Annotated in this window: 15 protein-coding genes and 3 pseudogenes; 2 read left to right on the top strand and 16 right to left on the bottom strand. The window is 40.5% G+C overall.

Features of this window, described 5'->3' with window-relative positions:
• Positions 1–288: 288 nt before the first annotated feature.
• On the top strand, positions 289–1314 hold the full coding sequence (locus I4V84_RS12310) for a virulence RhuM family protein (protein ID WP_195992298.1): 1026 nt from the start codon (positions 289–291) through the stop codon (positions 1312–1314).
• A 26-nt stretch (positions 1315–1340) separates the two neighbouring features.
• Here the strand turns inward: I4V84_RS12310 and I4V84_RS19965 are convergent.
• The 5 genes and pseudogenes from I4V84_RS19965 to I4V84_RS12290 all read right to left on the bottom strand — a co-directional run.
• Positions 1341–1433, bottom strand: a pseudogene (locus I4V84_RS19965) (IS200/IS605 family transposase); the annotation flags it as partial.
• A 176-nt stretch (positions 1434–1609) separates the two neighbouring features.
• Positions 1610–2458, bottom strand: a complete 849-nt coding sequence (gene aroE, locus I4V84_RS12305) for a shikimate dehydrogenase (RefSeq protein ID WP_195992297.1) — start codon at positions 2456–2458, stop codon at positions 1610–1612.
• Positions 2459–2517: 59 nt separating this feature from the next.
• Positions 2518–2745, bottom strand: a complete 228-nt coding sequence (locus I4V84_RS12300; protein WP_195992296.1) for a hypothetical protein — start codon at positions 2743–2745, stop codon at positions 2518–2520.
• Between the two features lie 204 nt (positions 2746–2949).
• Complete coding sequence (locus tag I4V84_RS12295; RefSeq protein ID WP_195992295.1) at positions 2950–3693, bottom strand: collagen-like protein; 744 nt, start codon at positions 3691–3693, stop codon at positions 2950–2952.
• 75 nt (positions 3694–3768) lie between these two features.
• Entirely contained in the window at positions 3769–4848 is a 1080-nt protein-coding gene (locus I4V84_RS12290; protein ID WP_195992289.1) for a glycosyltransferase family 2 protein, read from the bottom strand.
• A 195-nt stretch (positions 4849–5043) separates the two neighbouring features.
• On the opposite strand from I4V84_RS12290, the gene I4V84_RS12285 reads away from it, so the two are divergent.
• The gene (locus I4V84_RS12285; RefSeq protein ID WP_195992287.1) at positions 5044–6474 is read left to right on the top strand and encodes a hypothetical protein; all 1431 of its coding nucleotides are present in this window, start codon (positions 5044–5046) and stop codon (positions 6472–6474) included.
• A gap of 87 nt (positions 6475–6561) precedes the next feature.
• Here I4V84_RS12285 and I4V84_RS12280 read toward each other — a convergent pair whose 3' ends face one another.
• From I4V84_RS12280 to I4V84_RS12230, 11 genes and pseudogenes are all read right to left on the bottom strand, one after another.
• Positions 6562–8151, bottom strand: a complete 1590-nt coding sequence (locus tag I4V84_RS12280) for an AAA family ATPase (protein ID WP_195992285.1) — start codon at positions 8149–8151, stop codon at positions 6562–6564.
• 134 nt (positions 8152–8285) lie between these two features.
• The gene (locus I4V84_RS12275; RefSeq protein WP_195699008.1) at positions 8286–8435 is read right to left on the bottom strand and encodes a DUF1016 N-terminal domain-containing protein; all 150 of its coding nucleotides are present in this window, start codon (positions 8433–8435) and stop codon (positions 8286–8288) included.
• A 106-nt stretch (positions 8436–8541) separates the two neighbouring features.
• Positions 8542–8835 (bottom strand): annotated as a pseudogene (locus tag I4V84_RS12270) (hypothetical protein); the annotation flags it as partial.
• 44 nt (positions 8836–8879) lie between these two features.
• Positions 8880–9224 (bottom strand): annotated as a pseudogene (locus tag I4V84_RS12265) (arsenite transporter); the annotation flags it as partial.
• A complete protein-coding gene (locus I4V84_RS12260) occupies positions 9208–13143 on the bottom strand; it encodes a metallophosphoesterase (protein WP_195992283.1) in 3936 nt (1311 codons plus the stop codon). The pseudogene I4V84_RS12265 and the gene I4V84_RS12260, both read right to left, overlap by 17 nt.
• Positions 13144–13225: 82 nt before the next feature.
• Positions 13226–14812 (bottom strand): AAA family ATPase, encoded by a 1587-nt coding sequence (locus I4V84_RS12255; protein WP_195699010.1) that lies wholly within the window; start codon positions 14810–14812, stop codon positions 13226–13228.
• A gap of 237 nt (positions 14813–15049) precedes the next feature.
• Positions 15050–15295: a hypothetical protein gene (locus I4V84_RS19960; protein WP_195478393.1), complete on the bottom strand. Its 246-nt coding sequence runs from the start codon at positions 15293–15295 to the stop codon at positions 15050–15052.
• A 13-nt stretch (positions 15296–15308) separates the two neighbouring features.
• On the bottom strand, positions 15309–17003 hold the full coding sequence (locus I4V84_RS19955; RefSeq protein ID WP_195992281.1) for a transposase: 1695 nt from the start codon (positions 17001–17003) through the stop codon (positions 15309–15311).
• Positions 17004–17225: 222 nt separating this feature from the next.
• Entirely contained in the window at positions 17226–17426 is a 201-nt protein-coding gene (locus tag I4V84_RS12240) for a hypothetical protein (protein ID WP_195992271.1), read from the bottom strand.
• A gap of 121 nt (positions 17427–17547) precedes the next feature.
• Positions 17548–19074 (bottom strand): BCCT family transporter, encoded by a 1527-nt coding sequence (locus tag I4V84_RS12235; protein WP_195992269.1) that lies wholly within the window; start codon positions 19072–19074, stop codon positions 17548–17550.
• Positions 19067–19804 (bottom strand): phosphocholine cytidylyltransferase family protein, encoded by a 738-nt coding sequence (locus I4V84_RS12230; protein WP_195992266.1) that lies wholly within the window; start codon positions 19802–19804, stop codon positions 19067–19069. The genes I4V84_RS12235 and I4V84_RS12230 overlap by 8 nt, the downstream gene beginning before the upstream one ends.

Raw genomic sequence — 19804 nt, 5'->3', positions numbered from 1 at the left:
TTATTTTGTGTATTTTTTAGTAGCAACAACCAAAAAGATTCTACACTATCGCAAGCTTCGCAAATCCTTTATACTGGCTCTGCAGAACAGAGTGGATAATCACATCTCCCTTACAAAGGCAAAACAGATTTTTTATGACACCTATCAGGTACTGATTACAGATAAAAAGAATAAGCAAACAAAAGAAATCCCAAATATCATTTGAACTTGTGGAACAAACTTGGTATCATAGTAATATATTTTTAAACAATACAGATTACATTTTGAAAGATCAGATTAGAGGTTTTTATGAATACAGATATCACAAAACAAATGGAAATGGTGCTGTACAGAACCGAAGATGATAACGTAACAGTCAGTGCCTTGATAAAAGATGAAACCATCTGGATTACCCAAAAGGCAATGGCTGAATTATTCGGTGTTCAGACACCGGCAATCAGCAAGCATTTAAAAAATATTTTTGAGCAGGGAGAACTTCGTGAAGAAGTGGTAGTTTCCAAAATGGAAATACCCACTCCGCACGGTGCAATTCCTGGAAAAACACAGCTTTCCCCTACTAATTATTACAATCTGGATGCCATTATTTCCGTTGGTTACAGAGTAAACTCCATTCAGGCAACCAAGTTCCGTATGTGGGCAACTGGTATTTTGAAGGAATATATGATAAAGGGCTTTGCTATGGATGATGAACGCTTGAAACAGGGTAAAACAGCTTTTGGAAAAGACTATTTCTGTGAATTGCTGGAAAGAGTTCGCTCCATCCGTGCCAGTGAACGCAGAATATGGCAACAGATAACCGATATCTTTGCAGAATGCAGCATTGATTACGATAGAGATTCTGATACTGCATATCATTTTTATGCCACCATACAGAACAAATTTCATTATGCCATTACCGGTAAAACAGCAGCTGAAATTGTGTACAATCAAGCTGACCACACCAAGGAAAATATGGGCTTGACCACATGGAAAAATGCTCCCGATGGTCGTATCCTCAAATCAGATACTCCAATTGCCAAAAACTATTTGGATGAAAAACAGATTCGTCAGTTGGAACGTACCGTTACAGGATATTTTGATTACATAGAGGATTTAATTGAACGAGAAAATGTTTTTACAATGGAAGAATTTTCAAAAAGCGTGAACGAGTTCCTTGCGTTCCGCAGATACGATATTCTCAAAGATAATGGGCGGATTTCTCATAAACAGGCAGTGGAGAAAGCCTATCAAGAATATGACATCTTCAATAAGACGCAACCAATCGACTCTGATTTTGATAAGATTGTGAAAGAATTGGCGAAGGCTGAAAAATAGGATTTCTGTCGTAAAGCATCCATGTACTTTTCATACAATACTTTCTTCCAATATTTAGGAATAAATGCGATATAATACTGGCATTTCCAGCGAGTATGTGATAGACTTTTATTGTCCATTTGGACCGCCTCCTTTGATTTTGAGTTTGGCTTGCGACACTATTCTCATCATATCACAGGAGGCTTTATTTTGTTATCCTCACTGCTTCCGCCTACTCCATTCTTTCCGGCATAGCTGGGGGATTAGGCCTTTCATTTAGCTGGAACTTTTCCTGAAATTCATAATGAAAATACGCTTACTCAAACTCCTTCTTCAGCGCATCCTCCATCACATCTACCGGCGCTTCCACGCCTGTCCAGAGAGTGAAATTCAGTGCGGCCTGCTGTACCAGCATTCCAAGACCGGTGATGGTTTTTGCACCATTTTCTGCTGCAGTCTTTAGGAAAATTGTTTCCGCAGGATTAAATATGACATCGCATACACACATTTCCGGTGTGATGGTAGTATAATCAATGTCTGGCTTGTCTGTCACATTTGGAGAAAACCCGATTGAAGTGGCATTGATTAAAATATCTGTATCAGATGGAATTGCCATATTGTTTTTCCAGTTAAGATACTTTGCACTGCTGTCTGTTTTCATCTGAATAAGAGATGCCAGTTCCTCACCTTTTTCAATGCTTCGGTTGATAATATTGATATGAGCAGCCCCATTTAATGCACATTCAACAGCTATCGCCCTGGCTGCTCCGCCAGCGCCAAGAATAGTCACATTTTTCTTATCCAGAGTCTCACCAGAATTCTTCAACGCGGTTACAAACCCTTTTCCATCCGTATTCTCACCGAATAGTTTTCCCTCTTTCTGGATAACCGTATTCACTGCTCCGATAATCTCTGCTGCCGGACTCAGTTCATCCAGATAAGGAAGAACCTTGATCTTGTGGGGCATGGTAAGATTGATTCCCTTCATGCCAAAGATTTTCACACTGTCCATTGCCTTTCCAAGATCCTCTGGAAGCACTTTAATGGTCAGATAACGATAATTCAAATTTTTCGCTGCAAACGCAGCCTCCTCAACTACACCAGTAGGATTATCATCCACTGGATCACCAAAAACGCCTGTTAATTCTGCGCGATAGTTTTTCATGTTTGAATGCCCCTTTCTCTTTTTCAAAATCATCCTTAAAATCGAATCCAAACTCGCTTTCACAATGCATCCGAATAAATACCACTCACTCCCATAGCCCTGTATTTCTCCCACTGTCCCCGGTAATTCACAGTATCACTATTTCCTGTTTTTATAATGATAGCATGAAAGCTTTGGAGTCTCAATAATTTTGTGGGCAACAGTACTTCTAATCTTTTGTCAGGCTGATTATGATTTTCTGTTTCTCTCCTGTCACGAATGGTTTCGGCGATAATCTTCAAAGTCATATTCTTATTTTTCCATAAGGAATATGTGCTGCAGGGTGCATAGAGAAAGGACCGGAAATGGATTGCTCCATTTCCAGCCCTTGCCCTCATTGCGGTATATTTCACCCGAATTCGGTTGCCTTAGCCACTACTGCGCCCTCATCTGGGCGAAATCTCCCACAAATTGTGACGCACATCTTGCAGAAAGCCTTTTTCAAACATGCGCTAGGATTGCAGAATTCCGGCAGCGCGAAGATTTGCCAGAAGTGTATTTAGCTGTGTCACAGCATCCTCTGTACCAGTAGCATCTGCTACTGCCGCTGCCGGAGTTGGCGCTGGGCCGGTTGGACCAATCGGGCCGTCTGCTCCGACAGGACCGGTTGGGCCTGTCGCTCCGGCTGGACCGGTTGGGCCTGTTGCTCCGGCTGAACCGGTTGGGCCTGTTGCTCCGGCTGGACCGGTTGGACCTGCTTCTCCAGCGGGACCGGCGGGGCCTGTTGCTCCGGCTGGACCGGTTGGGCCTGTTGCTCCGGCTGGACCGGTTGGGCCTGTCGCTCCGGCTGGGCCGGTTGGGCCGGTTGAGCCTGTCGCTCCGGCTGGGCCGGTTGAGCCTGTCGCTCCGGCTGGGCCGGTTGGGCCTGTTGAGCCTGTCGCTCCGGCGGGGCCGGCTTCTCCGGCAGGCCCCATAACGCCTGGCATACCAGGCTCTCCCTGCGGGCCCATAGGACCTGCAGGGCCTACTGCTCCCTGGCATCCTCTTGGTCCCATAGGACCAGTCACACCGGGACACCCTCTTGGACCAATAGGTCCCATAGGACCGGTTGCACCACGAGGCCCTGTGGCTCCCTGTCCCGAACAACTGCAATCGCAGCCGCAGCGATTATTGTTTCCAAAACAGGATGTACAGGTGATATCACCAGAAGCTTCCTTTTCAGAAGAATTTTTCTGATTATGACGATCAAAAAACATACACATTCTCCCATAACAGCTTAGATATTCACTATCAATATATGAAATACTAACAATACAGGTGAATTTTCCCTCTCACTCCATACCCCAAACATCCCTGAAATACTTCTCATTTCCAATAACTGCCTGATGCAGAGGCTTCAATACTCTTGCCTTTTTATGAAATTCAAACGCCTCCCTGTGCCTTCCCGCTTTATCCAGACATACACACATCTGTATCGCAGGTATAAAATCATGACTGTCTGCAATATAAAAACCGCCGTTTTTCTTTTTCCGTGGCGCAAGAAGAGCCTGCTGATACCAATATGCTGCCGTCACATACTCCCTTTTTTCCATAAACAATCTTCCTATCTCACAACAGATCTCCGCTCTCGGAACATCCATCGTAAAGCTGTAAAAAAGTATATCAAAAGCAGCTGCATTCTCTCCCATTGCCTGATAACAGCAGGAAAGAACCAGACAGCTGTTCAGTTTATTCTCTATCCAGCCATCTGGTTCTTCCAGAAATTTTTTTAAAATTAAAATTGCATACTCATATTGCTTATGATAAAAAAGCTCCCGCCCATAATAAAAGAAATGTCTCGGTTCCATTTTTTCACCGGAATCAATCATCTGCTCATATATATGCAGATTGCGAAAAGACTCTCCAGCCTTTATTTTCCGATGCTCAATCACCACATCCGAATATAAAATATTCCCCGCCGGAACAACCGTTTCATGGACGCGCCCCTGCCATCTGAAATTCCGGGAAGTCTTCATGATACGCTCTCTGTAATAAGAAAAAGTAACATGCTCCCATTCATCAAATCCCACTGCATAATCCATCATAACCACATCCGTATCTGAATCCATGCTCTCTTTCAACCTGAGCAGCTTCTCTTGATTTTCCGGCGTAATGACGTCATCTGCATCCAGCCACATCCAATAATCCGTATCTGCTTTTTCCGTAATAAAATTGCGGGCAGCAGAGAAATCATCTTTCCACAAAAAATCATAAACCTCATCGGTAAACTCCCTGGCAATCTCCTTCGTTTTATCCACCGATCCGGTATCGCAAATATAGATTTTGTCCACAAGCTTGCTCATCGGCGTGAGGATTCTGCGAAGTACCGCCTCCTCATTTTTTACGATCATACACAGGCCAATTGATATCATTCCAAATATCCTTTTTTCAATAGCCTATGCAGGACAAATTACTTTTATTCCCATTTGCCGCTTCCGGATATCCGCATTTTTTCCAGCAATAACGCTTTCCTTACGGATTACCTGTCATTTGTGTCAGTGACAAAGTCTCCAAAATCTGGGAAAATAAAAATACAAAACATTCCACATAGAAAAGAGGTGCTGAATATGAGAAAAAAAATATGGAAAATACTACCTCTTGTGACCGGACTTGTGCTTCTGACTGCCAGTAGCGCTCTCACCGTTCATGGAGAAAGTGACAACACCATTGACGTAACCCTGTTCAAGCTTAACCTTCCAGATGACTGGAGCTATGATCCGAATGATATCAGCGATTATGAAAATACCTGCTCTGTCAGCGTATTCGAAGGTGCAGACAAGGATAGCTCACAAAATGATTTCACCATTAAAGCAAATGAAGAATCAAGCTACTCTTTCCGCAAATATCTGCAGACCTCCGATATCGATCTTCATGACTATGCAGACGGCACTATTGAAAAAACAACCATTGGCGATGTGGATTATATACGAACCACAGACAATTTTGACAGAATTTACTACATTTATCGTCACGAGCCATCCGGTGTGACCTACAAAGTTATCATTTCCGGAGAAGAAAACGATTCTGTCAAAAACGTTTTTAACAATCTGGAACTGAAATTAGAGGACACCGGCAATGTGGAAGCACCTTACCCCTGGGATGGAACTCCATTCACACCGGCTCCGCAGAGTATAGCTGTTGGAGATTATACCGTCACTCCGGAGTATATTCCATTTAATGTTTCCCAGAACGGATTTGAGATCATGCGTCACCAGTTTGCAATATCTGGAGACCGGATGTATCATCAGCTGAATAATACTCTGGAAACTTACGAATATACTGGAAGCACCCTGAATCTTCTTTCTTCTGATACACTGGACGAGCAGGGAATGGATCTTTTTACAGACACGGACGGAAAACTTTATATTTCCCGTAACGGTGGAAAAGGAATTGTTATGAAAGACGGGCAGACCATATTGGAGACCGGCACAAGCGGTTACCTGTCTGTACACCCATCCGGTGCCTGGGGCATTACCAGCTACCTTGGCTATGATACGGAAAAAGTAACCTTCCAGGACGGCAGCGTGCTTACAGAGCCCTGGATCTTAACCTCCATGAATGATGACGAGGCACGAACCGGTATTTTTAAATTTGTCAGCCTAGTTGAGATCAGCAATGATCATATTATGGTATACGGACGTCTTGCAGGAGATGACACCCCATCGAAAATAGCAGTTTATGATCTGGAGGGCAACCAGCAGCTGCTTCTTGGCGGTGACCAGCACGAGGATCCTGCTTATTTCGGAAGTCTCACGGGAATAGCTGAGACAGCGAATGGCTATATTGCAGCAGATGGAAATATGCGAGAATTCTACTTCTGGTCAAAGGACGGAACTCTCCTCGCCGAAGTAGACTGCTACGATATGTTTGGAACCAGATACCCCTGGATTGAAGATATGAAAGTTGCAGAGGATGGTTCTGTGATGGTTCTTATGACACAGGACCGTGACGACGACTCTGCAAGCGAATTAATGGTATTCCGACTTACAGGTTTCTGATACATTCCCCTCACGAAAGGGCAGGTTGTGGAGAACATCCACACCTGCCCTTTTAAGTTATTTTCATTCGGCACTGTTCTGGCAAAATCAATCTTTTTCGTACTTCTCAATCAGGCACTGGTGTTCCTTACTTTTTTTATCATAATTGATTCCAACAAGAAGAATATCACCTGTATAATTCAAGATCGAAGAAGGATACTTTTTTGTCTTAATTTGTGTTAATGCAGTCTGCGCATTCTGGTTCCACTTCAATTCCACAAGCAATGCCGGATAATCATTTTTGTACTCTGGCTTTGGGATAAATACAAAGTCAGCAAATCCCCGTCCTGTAGGAAATTCACGGATTGGCTTAAAATAGTATTGCATTGCGCTTAAGTAGGCAATTGTAAGCACACTGCTCAAGGAATTCTCATTATTATACTGAATTACTGACACATGCTCGTTATGGATTTTTTCAATCTCTTCTGCAACCGCCTCACCATCCATATCCAATGTAGCATCCAGCAGATTTTCCGAATTCAGCTGCAATATCAGCATTTCATTCCACTTTTTACTCTCAACAGCCGTCGTCAGCTCCTGCCGTATCTCCTCATTTGGTACAAAAGCAGTCTTCCTGTTCTCATTATAACCAAGGTATCCTAAATGGATCATATAAGTCAATACATCATCTTTACTTTTAATATCTTCCGTATCATTTTGAAAAGCTGCCACATTCACCTTGACTTCGGCTCCGGAAAGCATCTCAATAACAGCTGTTTTCAGCCCATCATAGTTCATGTTAATCAAAGGCACAATCACATCATAGGATGCTGTTTCTGACCAGTAACTCCTGAATTCCCCCCTTAGCATTACGCTGACAACGGCTCTGGGATTATAAACCTGGTAATCCTTCAGAAGATAGCCATCGTACCATCGCTTCACTTCAGCAAAATCCTGCTGATATTTTTCTGACAGCTTTTTCACTTCAGCTTCTGTAAAACCAATATACGGAGCCAGATTGCTTGCGCTCAGCATTGTAAACTCATCAAAATTATTTAATGCCGACTGAGTTTTTTCCTTTTTAATTGGAAGAATACCAGTAAGATATGCAAGTTGAATATATTTTGTTGGTTCTGTTCCTTTGAACATTGCCCTGAGAAAATTAATATACTCTTCCTGTACCCTTTTATTAACGTCCTTGTCACGAATAAGGACATCCCATTCATCAATGATGACAATAAATTTTTTTCCAGTTGCACCATTAATACGAGACAACACTTCTGGCAAAGATTCCGTCTTCTCTTTCAATACACCTGGATAGTATTCCGCAAGCTCCGCAATCGTCTTTTCCGAAATATAAGAAACCACCCTTTCAGGTCCACCAGCTGGCTCTATACACCATTGGATATCAAGATGTATTACATCATATTGGTTCAAGTGCTTCTTAAAATCTGCACTTTCACTAATTTCCAATCCGGCGAACATTTCTTCTGAATTACAGCCTCTGCTGTAATAAGCTGTAAGCATATTCGCTGTAATAGATTTTCCAAACCTTCTCGGACGGCTATTGCAAATATAGGCCTGCAATGTATTCAAAACTTTATTCGTATACTTAATAAGTCCGCTTTTATCAACATATATCTCGGAATTCAATGCTACCTGAAAAGCCAAATTATCTGGATTCACTAATATTCCCATCACTCACACACTCCCTATATAAAAAAGCTTCCACAGTATCACTATTTTCTACCAATAATGATATCATGAAAACTTTTTGGCCTCAATAATTTTGTGAAAAACAGCGTTTACAAATCAATTGTCCATAGATATTGCTACGAAGCGTGTTCCGTTTCCTTACTTAAGAACTCACCTACTTTCCAATACATTTTGATAAGTTCCTCATTTACTTTTTTTAATGCATTTTGTCTAGATTCCTCAATTATATGGATTAATCCAGCTGCAGACATTAAATCATTATCCATACAAATATTCCACCTTTCGAATTGTGACACCAGTGGTGTCACAATGTCATTTTTACCATTTTAGCGAGAAATTATAAACTTTTTTAAATCACTATATTTAATTATATCAAGATTCTCCACTCCTCTCAATTACTTTTTCCGGTAGTTTTTCCTTTTTCATCATCGCTATCATCTCATGAATATTGGTGTTATACAGTCTGTAAAGGTCTGTATCCTTGCTAATCTGATTATCAAATGGAATCACCACAGAGCCACACTTGATAAGCCCCATTCCCGAAGCGGTATTGGTTACGAATCTAAGCTGTGCCTCTGATACTCCGATAATCTCTGCCATCTTGGAACTGTCTGTATTCGCCTGCTTTAAAAGTGCCACGAACTCTGAGTTTGCAAGCATTGTGCTTTGACCACTTCCTTTCAAGGCATGAAAAAAGCACTCTAATCTGTGGACACGCCCAGCAGAAATTTCACAATCGGTCCAAATGCAAAAAGAATGATAATATCATTCGTTGCAACCTGAACGACAGTATATACCGGATTCCCTTGCGTCAGACTGCTCCATACAAATACCATTGCTGTGCATGGTGCTGCACCAAGCAATACTGCCCCAGCCAGATATTCTGTAGCAAGTTCAACCGGAATAAATGCCCTGAATAACACAAAGAAGAACAAGCATGCAATTCCATACATTGTAAATGGTTTGATCAGCCAATTAACGATCCAAGTCACAAATAATCCTTTCGGATTTTTACTGATATACTTGACACTTTTGAAGTCATTTCTGAAGATAACTCCTCAAAGTCTTTTTTATATCGTCATCGCATTTCAAGTCTTCCCATTCAAATACACTTGCATCAATTCCAGGAAATGTGCTTATCACTCCATCGTCTTCACACTGCTCGGAAAAGGATCGGATTACAAGACTCCCATCTATATACGCACTTATAAATGTTTTTCTGTCCTTTGTCACTGCACATTCCAGTGGTTCCGTCTGATTATTCCGAACAACTTCTACTGCTTTCCATTCGCCTCGCTCTTTCCCATATACCATTTTATTGATTAATTCCCATAACAAAATGTCACCATTTGTTGCCAGTCCAGCCAAAATAATCCGATTTGCTGTAAAAAACTGTAATTTTTTTATAGATCTTCCACGAGTAGGCAATCGCCACTGGCACTGTCCCGTTTTCACAATTCGAACCCGAACTACCTTCTGTCCATCCAAAATACCTCTGCGAGTTTTGTCATTCCGATTTGCCCGATATCTTTCCTGCGAATAACTTGCTGCAAATCGATTATCAGCACCGCACATTGCAATGGCTGTAACTTTTCCCATATGACCAGGGCAAAAATTTAGTCTTTGTAATTTTTCATCCCATGTGTATGCATTTCCATTTTCCAACAAGATGATTGCGTTTCCATTTTGTGCAGACTCTATCTTGTCTGCTTTTTGCCTTCCAAGTCTTTTTAGTAACCTTTGAGAAACAAATCGAGTTCCACCATGCTGCGTCTCCGGACCCACTCTTCCATCATCAATATTCACTTTTCTGTATGTTCCATTTGAAAATTGGCACTCTAAGATATGCTCATTTCCTGGAAAACTAACATTACTTACCCGGTATTTAAAATACAATGTATGAAGATATTTGCGTTTTACAACGTCCCATACTTGAACGATTTTACCGCCGGATCCTAATGCTGCAATTGTTCCGTCCGGAGTAAATGACACAGTGGATATTTGTGTATCGCTCAATGACAATTCTCCAACACACTCCTGCGTCTGTACATCCCAAATTTGCAGAAAACCACTCTCATACCCAATTCCTAAGTATCTACCGTCCTCAGATTGTTTCACACATGATCCTAACAAATCCGATTCACTCAGCCTCTTTTTAAGCGCATTCACCTTCACCTTCATTTCTTCTGTAATGGAATCAACGTAAACCACTTCATCAAAGCTACAATTTTCTATAATATCATAAGCAATCGTTGGCCATTTAACTGTCTTTCCATCATATTTTACAATTAGAAAATCATCTGTATTATAGCCAATAGCCGCTGATTCAAGGCATCCCAGTTCTCCCACGATCATTTGACTCTGAGTTAATAAATTGACAACTGATACAATTCCATTTTTAGAAATTGCGGCCATTGTCCTTCCATCATGAGAAAAGTTTATATCTATAATGCAATCATGATGCTTATCATTAATAAAAGTCTGCCGATCAACCCATGCATTATTTATATTAATTTTTCCTGTGAATTTACTTTTTAAATGATCAGCTAAAGGAATCCCCCGTAAATCAATTCCGGACAGATCACGCTCTCCAGTTTCTTCACTTAACCAACAATTTACAATATTGGCAACAAAATTATCCGCAGCAGGCCTTTCCTTTTCTCTATATCCGGAAAGATATTGGTTTGCAATTCCATTTTCTCCCCACAGCGGTTCTTCATGCATATAGCGAAGATAACTCACAACACCACGATGAATTTTTTCTTCATGCCACTGTCTTTCTGTTCTAATATTATTTCTAAGGCAAGCGTACAAATATACTGCTGAAAGATAATCGCGGAAAACCTGATGTGAAAATGAAACTCTTCCGGAGCCAGCTTTTAAAAGACATAGTTCTGTTACTATAAGATTGTACGCTTTATCTTCTGAAATTTCTGCACTCTGAATACGAAATTTTCTTCTTATCTTTCGTATTACAGCTACATCACAGCTTCCACCTATCCATGCATTTGTCTCCGCAACTGCATTACTCAACGCACGCTCAAAATCATCCTCTCCCCAAATTGTAGTATTTTTCCGTTCCAGTTCATATCCAAGCTTTGGAAGAACTCTCTTAATTATTAAATAGCCAGCAACCACATCATCCCCACTGACCATTTCCCTATCTAACAAAATTGCAATTTGTGATAAGTAATAATCATGAATCAGATCAACAACATTCGTTATTGGCATTTTCCAGTCTAAATAATCCAGATCTTGATGCTTACTTACAACCGGACAGGTACATGCATACAAAAGTGCCATCATTGGGTTTCGAAGAAGAATCCTTATATTCTTATGCGCCACAATATTATTCCACTCGTTTTCATCAAAAAGGCCATGATATTGTTCTTCTCTAAGATCACAGGTATGAATCATCCAAAAATGACTAAGTCCATAATCTCTCAAAAAATCAAGCCGTGAAGATATTACAATCTGAATTCCCTGTTGCTGTGATAATTTCTTAATTTCCGCAACATATCTCTGTGCACCAGAGCCTGTTAGTTCGTTAAATCCATCAATAAATAATGTGACATCTGGATGCAAATGTCTGGAACATGTTAATGAAACAAAACGGCTCTTAGAGCGCTCATCTATTTCCTTATATATACACTTCAAGACATAATCTAATATTCTTTCGTTTCCAAATCCCTCGCGCGCCTGTAGTGAAACATATACTGCCATTTTTCCATCCTCAAGCAATCTTCTGCACTCTTGATACATCATAGTACTCTTGCCCATTCCGCCGTCGCCAAGAATCAGTGCATTACAGGATACTTCCGGATGTTCATTTTTGTAAGTCCATAATTCCCTCATAAGCGTCGTCAACGGAGTTTCTGTATTATTATTTATATATGTCCGGCCATTCCATTCCAAATCTGCAAAAAGCAGGTTGTTCACTTTGACACCATCAAAAAGATTTCCATCCTGGGAAAGCTGATAACAGGCTTCACGAGCATTAAAAAGCTCTGGTGATACATTCTTTTCTCTTTTAATTCCCGGAAGCCTTAATGAGAAAGGGTAAATTTGATCATTTTCCGATCCAGTTCGTGCAAAGGGATACAATGCCCAGCCTTTTTTCTCATACCAGGCATGAACTTCAAGAATCCCTTCTCCTGTATCTAAATCAAGTTCTCCAGTAAGGAAACAAGATCTTGCCCCATATTGAAGTGCAAGGTTTCCACTTTGGCATTCCAAGAACTTTTCACGCTGCTTGCGAATCAGATTTTCATGTTCATGACCTGCCAACCATAGCTGCACATCTGTACTTTCCAACAATTTTTCAACCTCGTTTCGCTCCTGCTGTGTCAAAAAATCAAACGAATAATGTGTAAGAAGAATTGTTGGCTTGTTTGGAGCACATTCGTCCAATGCATCTAACAGTACACCTGATCCAATTACGAAGTCACGATTTCTTCCCTGACCGTAAGTCAAAGTTGAATCCACATGTAGAATATTAAACTGCTCTGTCTTAACCACAAAATGCGGTTTTGTGTACATCTCTGCACGTTCTGTTCCAAGCAGTTTTCTGATAAAATTTATGAAATCAGTTTCCCCTTCTTTTAGGATTCTAATATCAGATTCTGAAATATTTCCCTCAGCCGGAGTGTAATATGAACTATTCCAATCAGTTAATCTATCTATAATCTCTTTTCTTTCGGAATTTGTAACTTTAACGTCATGATTTCCTGGAACTATAAATAACCGTGTCAAAGGCACCATTCCAGCTTTACATATCGATTTTAAATACTCCACACAGGCATCTGTATAGCAGCCATTCCACTCTTTAATATCACCTGTGCAAAACGCATAGTCAAAATTTCGATTCAATCCAGCAATATATTCTGGCAATTCACGCCTCATAAGACGTGTTTCTGTTGCTTTATCATTTCCCAAGTGCAAATCAGAAAAATGAATCCATCTAACTCTCCCCACTATACATTCTCCTTCATCTGTATTTATAGATAGATTGTATTATAAATCGCCGATATTTCATTAACTAACTTTATACAACTTGCTAGTTCTGGTACTCTTCTATCACACATTCATGTTTCTTCGTCTTCTTATCATAATTAATCCCAACCAGCAAAATCTCTCCAGTATATTCTGCAATAGACTCCGGATATTTTTTCTCGTAAATCTGTTGAAGAGCCGTTTTCGCATTCTTATTCCATTTCAATTCTACTACGAGCGCTGGATAATTGGCTTTGTATTCTGGTTTCGGTATATACACAAAATCAGCAAAGCCACGACCAGTAGGAAACTCTCGGACAGGTTTGAAATAATACTGCATAGAACTTAAGTATGCAATCGTAAGTACACTGCTTAGGGAATTTTCGTCATTGTACTGGATTCCAGATGCATACTGAGTGTGAATCTTTTCTATACTTTCTACAATGGCTTCTTCATCCATATCCAGGGTTGCCTCCAAAAGACTGGCAGAGTTCTTCCAAAATGCTGTCATTTCACTCCATTTTTTGTTCTCTACAGCAAGCGTAAGTTCCTGCCGAATTTCTTCATTAGGAACAAATGCAGACCTTCGATTCTGATCGTATCCCAGATAGCCAAGATGGATCATATACGTAAGAACCTCATCGCGGTTCTGTATATTTACCGTATCATTTTTAAAAGTTGCCGTATTCACTTTCACTTCAGCGCCTGACAACATTTCAATAACAGCGGACTTTAAGCCATCGAAATCCATATTGATCAACGGCACGATTGTCTCGTAAGAAGCAGTCTCTGACCAGTAGCTCTTAAATTCGCCATTTAGCATAACTCCCACAACCGCCCGTGGATTATATATTTGATGCTCATTTAGGAGATAACCATCATACCACCTTTTGACCTTTTCGTAATTCTGATGATATTTTTTTGCAAGCATCTTCACTTCACTTTCTGTGAAACCGACATAAGGCGCCATATTGCCTGCACTAAGCATAGTAAACTCATCAAAATTATTTAGTGCTGACTGGGTTTTCATTTTTTTGATTGGAAGGATACCTGTCAGATATGCGAGAGCAATATATTTAGTTGGCTCAGTACCTTTAAACAGTCCCCTCAGGAAATTAATATAATTTTCCTGTACAGCCTGATTCTGCGCTTCATCTCGAATCAAAACATCCCATTCATCAATAATAATGACAAATTTCTGTCCTGTTTGATTTTTAACTCTTGAAAGCGCATCAGACAAAGAACCCTCTTGGAGAACCAAACACTCTGGATAAATTTCGCGCAACTCGTCCAGTACGCTTTTTGTAATAAACTGTACCACTTTGTTCTTATCTTCACAATTTGCCAGAAACCACTGGATATCAATGTGAATTACATCATATTTGTTAAGATACTTTTTGAAATCCTGTGTTTTTCCTATTGAAAGGTCGGAAAACATCATCTCAGAATCTGCACCTTTGCTGTAATATGCTGCAAGCATATTCGCCGCATAGGATTTCCCAAATCTCCTGGGGCGGCTGTTGCAAATATATGCATCTGTAGTCTCCAGAACGCGATTCATATATTCGATCATACCAGTTTTATCTACATAAATTCTGGAATTCAAAGCAGCCTGAAAAGCACTGTTGTCCGGATTCACAAATCTTCCCATCTATCACACACTCCCTATACAAAAAAGCTTCCACAGTATCACTATTTTCTACCAATAATGATATCATGAAAACTTTTTGGTCTCAATAATTTTATGCGTGTTTATGAATTCTTACTTGTAAAGTGTGAACTTCCAGAAATTTTACAACTAAATCCAGCCTATATCCATTCATGTGAACTTCCAGAAATTTTCCGCCTAAAACTCGCACCACAGCCGTAGCTGTGGTGCATTCCTTGTCTATTCCTTTATTTCTCTCTCAGTTTCTTCCACATTCAGGAAGTTCATTATCTCCTCATAAGACCGTCCACTCTTTACAATTGCTGACAGGATTTCATCTTTCCTTATCGCATCCCGCTTGTCCAATAGCTCTTTCAAAACTGCAGTTGCATGGTCATATCTTTTCTTCGCTACGATCACATCCGCTTCCGCTTTTTCAATCTTTTCATCCAGGGCTTCCCTGCTCGTTCTTCTTGTTCTTGCCATCTTTTTCTCCTCTTTACTCCGCCTTTTTCAATTCTTTACTCAACTCGGATGCATAGTTTTTTATGTGATTCGCATCCAGACCAAACGCATTTAATATTGTTTTCTGATTAGCTGTTACTGCATGATCCAGTCTGTATACATTATCCAGTTGACGCACCATTTCTATCTTTTCAAGTTCCTTTAAGGCTGCTGGAACTGTCATATAATTCGGCTTCTTTTCCAGTTTTTTCATCTCTTCTTTCAGCTTTATATACATCTTACAGCGCAGTATCATTGCCACAAATTCAACAAAAATCTTAGCCCTTTCTGACTCTTCTGAATACACCCGGATGCTCTTATTTCCAAGATAGGATTTATCTCCCCGGAAAAGTTTTTCTGATGTATCACGGCTCTTATACAACTCAATTGCTTCTTTTGCGCTCATCTTTTCCGATGTGATTATACAGAAATATCCTGCCAGATCCAGTTCCCTTTCCACCACACTGCAGCGCTCTTCCGGCAGTACAAATGCCTGTGTTTTTTCATCATAATGGAGAGTAAAATACTCCTCAAACCCTGGCCCGAATTCTTTTACTTTGTTCTGATATTTCTTAAGGTACAATGTCATCTGGTTGAGCCTGTTTTCAATCCCGGCACGCTCTGCACTTTCTTTGGAAATGCTGTAGTACAGATGAAAATACCGTTCTTTTTTATCTCCCGCATAAAGCCTGTGCTTTACAGTCTTCCCATATACTCCATATTCATAGATGTTATTCACCCGCTTACTTTCAAAAGTTCCCTTATGCTCCAAAACCAGTTCATTCACCAGCGCGGACATTCCCTTCACCATGATCACGAAGCTGTACCCGCATCTATCCATATATTGTATGTTTTCACAGCTGAAATAACCCCTGTCCAAAATAAAGCCAATCTTCTTATAGCCATATCCAAAAGCTTTGTCCAACATGAACTGAAGCTGTGAGATATCGTTCAAACTTCCGGGATATTTCTCGTAAAATAATGGTTCCTGGTTATGTGTATCATATGCAACCGCATAGTTAAATACAGGCTGTCCCACATCTACTTTCGGATGTCCGAATTCCACCATTTCAATGTCTCCGGCCTGGCAGTTTTTGTTCGTAGAATCGTAGGAAATATATATTTTTTCACGATGGTTTCTGGTCTCATTCCATGAGTTTAAGAACCCAATACTCTGGTCATCTGTTACGGAATTCAGGAAATCTGAGACGGTAGAATCGCTGTATTGTTTCATCCCATTTGTAAAAAGAGGATGGTTATATGTATAGTCTGGATAGTACTGTGCAGCATTGTTTTCTGCAATGATCGAGTATACTGCCAGATCCAGAAAAAGCCCCAGGTCACACTGTTCAAAATACCCACCAAGGAACTCGACCAGGTTGTATTCTTCTATAATTTTACGCAATACAAAATATGCTCCCACACGCAGGCAGCTGCTTCTGGATGTCCTGTTTTTTGTCTCTGGAAGCTCTGCATCTGGAAAATATTTCAGGAAATTTTGATTCGGCTGCATCAGTTCCGGGTCTGTTTCAGACAGCTTTCCTATTGTTACTCTTTTTGGAAAAGTATATTGCCTGACAGGGTCATAAATCCTGTCATATTCATACTCAACATATACAGCATCCTTCTTTTTCCGACGTGTGATTTTTCCCTGCACAAATGGTATTTTTACTAAAAAATCCAGATACATTAGGCCCTCCTTTTAGGCGGTAATCCACCTAAAATAGGTGTACCATATATCCCGGTCTCATGCAAGCAGAACCTGCAGAAAATCGGGATTTTTTCAATTTTTTATTCTCTAAATTTTATTTAGGTGGAACTTTTTCTGGAAGTTCACATTTTTGCAAGAAATTCCGCATAAATACGGGCTTTATTTAAATTTATTTTCGTTAGGGCTACTCATTTTTGGAAGTTAGGTTTTTTTCAATGTCTGAAGAAGTTTCAAAAGTGTATCAACCTGGAAACCATCTGGAACATAAACTTTCATTCCCTGGAAATAGATCATAAGCTGGTTATCAGCATTAGCCGTTCTGTTTCCTTGGGAATAAGCAGTGTTAGCAGAATGAAGTACTTCGCCAAATGTAGTGACTGTTTCTGAATTTAGTCTTGCCATAAGTGTGCCTCCCTTGATATATGATGTTTCACAGTATATCAGGAAGAATAGCGAGAGTCACTACGCCATGTTTTGAGGCACTTACATAAATTCCACCAATAAATCCCAGAATAGAAGAAAATTACTTTTCATCCATATACTTTCCAGCATCCTTCAGGAAACTTGCAATGATAAGTATGATTACAATGGCTATCGGAAATGCCGCCACAATGCTCACCGACTGTAAGTTATTCATAGAGCTCTCTGCAAAGATCAGTGCCATTGGAAGCAAAATCAACAGAATGCACCACATCAACTGAATGAGCCTATTAGGCTGTTCTCCTTCTTCTAGTTTCTTGTAGCTATAACAAGATGCTGTCAATGCAATCGAATCAAAAGATGTTGCATAGAATGCAATCATAGTAATCAACACTGCTACAAATACAACCGGGGCTCCCGGAATAGTCTTTATGATATTAATAATCAGTCCATAGAGGTCTCCATCAGCCTGATACATTGCAATAAAATCTGCTGCACCTGACGTCTGAAGTCCCATAGAATAATTACCAAGAATAATGAAGCTCACAATTGTAGATCCAACACCGAATACGTAGCCGCCAACAATAGTCTGACGAACAGTTCTTCCCTTTGAAATGCTTCCGATGAAGAACGGAGCAGCTACACACCATACCATCCAGTATGCCCAATAGTAGATTGTCCAGTTCTGTGGGAAACTTGTAGTTCTCTGCGGATCAGTAAACGTGGAAAGTCCAATAAAGTTCTGTACCATTCTTCCGAATGATTCGACACCTGTATCGATGATGTATCTTGCCTCACCACCAAACAGGAGAATGTATGCCAGTAATCCAAAGAACAGGTAGATGCAGACTTTTGCAAGTACACTGATACCTTTAAATCCATGGAGCAATGAATAGGTATAAACAAAGCATGTGATAATCAAAATGATCAGGGTAATTGTCGTTCTGCTAATTGTTACATGAAACAGTTCCGTGATGATGCTTGCCATCAAAGGGGTTGCTACAGAGAATGTTGTAGCGGTTCCTGCAAGAAGTGCAAATACAGCGAGCAGGTCAATGATTCGTCCCCCCCATCCATCCGTATGCTTCCCTAAAATCGGACGGCAAGCTTCCGAATACTTCTGTCTGCTTCTCTTTCTAACATGAAGCATAAAGCCAAATGCGACTGCAAGAACAAGATAGAACGACCAAGGAATAAAGCTCCAGTGAAAAATCGGGAATACCCCTGCCCAGTCCTGAATGCTACCTAATTCTGCGATATGAGGATCGGAGGCGTACATGATCCACTCAGCAAAGGAATAGAACAGAATGTCCGCTGCTAGCCCACAGGTAAACATCATTGCTCCCCATGCGAAGAAGTTATACTGAGGTTTGTCCATTTTCCCTCCAAGTACGATATTGCCATACTTAGAAAATGCTATGTACCAGGATACCAGAAATACACCAAGTCCAATAATCAAATAATAAGTTCCAAACGTATCTCCAAAGAAGAATCTTACCTTACTAAGGACTGCATTCGACTGATCTGGTGCTACGAAGAACACCACGCACAATGCCACGATAATGGCTAGCGGCATCAGTGTGATCATCCAGTCTATTCTGCTTTTCTGCTCTTTCACTTCACTATTCATTGGTTTTATCCCCCTTAGTCAAATACTTTTCATAAGTCTTGTCCATCTCAGCCAGTTCTCTAAGATTGTCAATTTCAATAATATCTCCTACCTTCATCTCATTTATTCCGAGTTGGTATTCATCCGGATAGCAGAACATTGCAACATCATCCCAGTAGATCTGATGATTCTGTTTTTCTTCGAACTCAGTCTCCAGATGTTTCTTCAATTTCCGTCCATCATCCTTACTCCATCTCGAAACACTAAATAGCTGCCAGCCCTTGTTCCCACCGGTTCTGCTACAGGAAGTTACGATGCCTTCATCATTTACTGTCATCAGCCATTCATCTGTATCTTCGTCTGTCCAGATAGCATTGTAGCCAGAACGTTCAAACTCTGGATGAAGGATTTCTGGATTAAAAATGATCTGGTCACCGTCAAGGATGATTGCTTCCTCTATATGATTCCTTGCTACATATAGGGAAGAAATATTGTTGCATGTATCATAGTAAGGATTCTCGATCAATTTCAGTCCAGGATACTCAATTTCCAGAACCTTGAACTGTTCCTTTAGATATCCGACAACCACATAGATTTCTGTGATGTCATTATGATGAAGCCCATCAATCACAGTGTCAATCATACGCTTTCCATTTACTCTAACCATTGGTTTCGGTGTGTACAGCGTCACCGGCTGCATTCGTTTTCCGATTCCTGCTGCCATAATAATGGCTCTTTTTACTTGATTCAC

Source organism: Ruminococcus sp. 1001713B170207_170306_F1 (assembly GCF_015668065.1).
GTDB lineage: Bacteria > Bacillota > Clostridia > Lachnospirales > Lachnospiraceae > Blautia_A > Blautia_A faecis.
This window is presented reverse-complemented; position numbering and strand designations above follow the sequence as displayed.

Bases quoted from the DNA above. Each gene is read 5' to 3' on its own strand.
- I4V84_RS12310 (WP_195992298.1), top strand. From the start codon at position 289: ATGAATACAGATATCACAAAACAAATGGAAATGGTGCTGTACAGAACC.
- aroE (WP_195992297.1), bottom strand. From the start codon at position 2,458: ATGAAAAACTATCGCGCAGAATTAACAGGCGTTTTTGGTGATCCAGTG.
- I4V84_RS12300 (WP_195992296.1), bottom strand. From the start codon at position 2,745: ATGACTTTGAAGATTATCGCCGAAACCATTCGTGACAGGAGAGAAACA.
- I4V84_RS12295 (WP_195992295.1), bottom strand. From the start codon at position 3,693: ATGTTTTTTGATCGTCATAATCAGAAAAATTCTTCTGAAAAGGAAGCT.
- I4V84_RS12290 (WP_195992289.1), bottom strand. From the start codon at position 4,848: ATGATATCAATTGGCCTGTGTATGATCGTAAAAAATGAGGAGGCGGTA.
- I4V84_RS12285 (WP_195992287.1), top strand. From the start codon at position 5,044: ATGAGAAAAAAAATATGGAAAATACTACCTCTTGTGACCGGACTTGTG.
- I4V84_RS12280 (WP_195992285.1), bottom strand. From the start codon at position 8,151: ATGGGAATATTAGTGAATCCAGATAATTTGGCTTTTCAGGTAGCATTG.
- I4V84_RS12275 (WP_195699008.1), bottom strand. From the start codon at position 8,435: ATGGATAATGATTTAATGTCTGCAGCTGGATTAATCCATATAATTGAG.
- I4V84_RS12255 (WP_195699010.1), bottom strand. From the start codon at position 14,812: ATGGGAAGATTTGTGAATCCGGACAACAGTGCTTTTCAGGCTGCTTTG.
- I4V84_RS19960 (WP_195478393.1), bottom strand. From the start codon at position 15,295: ATGGCAAGAACAAGAAGAACGAGCAGGGAAGCCCTGGATGAAAAGATT.
- I4V84_RS19955 (WP_195992281.1), bottom strand. From the start codon at position 17,003: ATGTATCTGGATTTTTTAGTAAAAATACCATTTGTGCAGGGAAAAATC.
- I4V84_RS12240 (WP_195992271.1), bottom strand. From the start codon at position 17,426: ATGGCAAGACTAAATTCAGAAACAGTCACTACATTTGGCGAAGTACTT.
- I4V84_RS12235 (WP_195992269.1), bottom strand. From the start codon at position 19,074: ATGAATAGTGAAGTGAAAGAGCAGAAAAGCAGAATAGACTGGATGATC.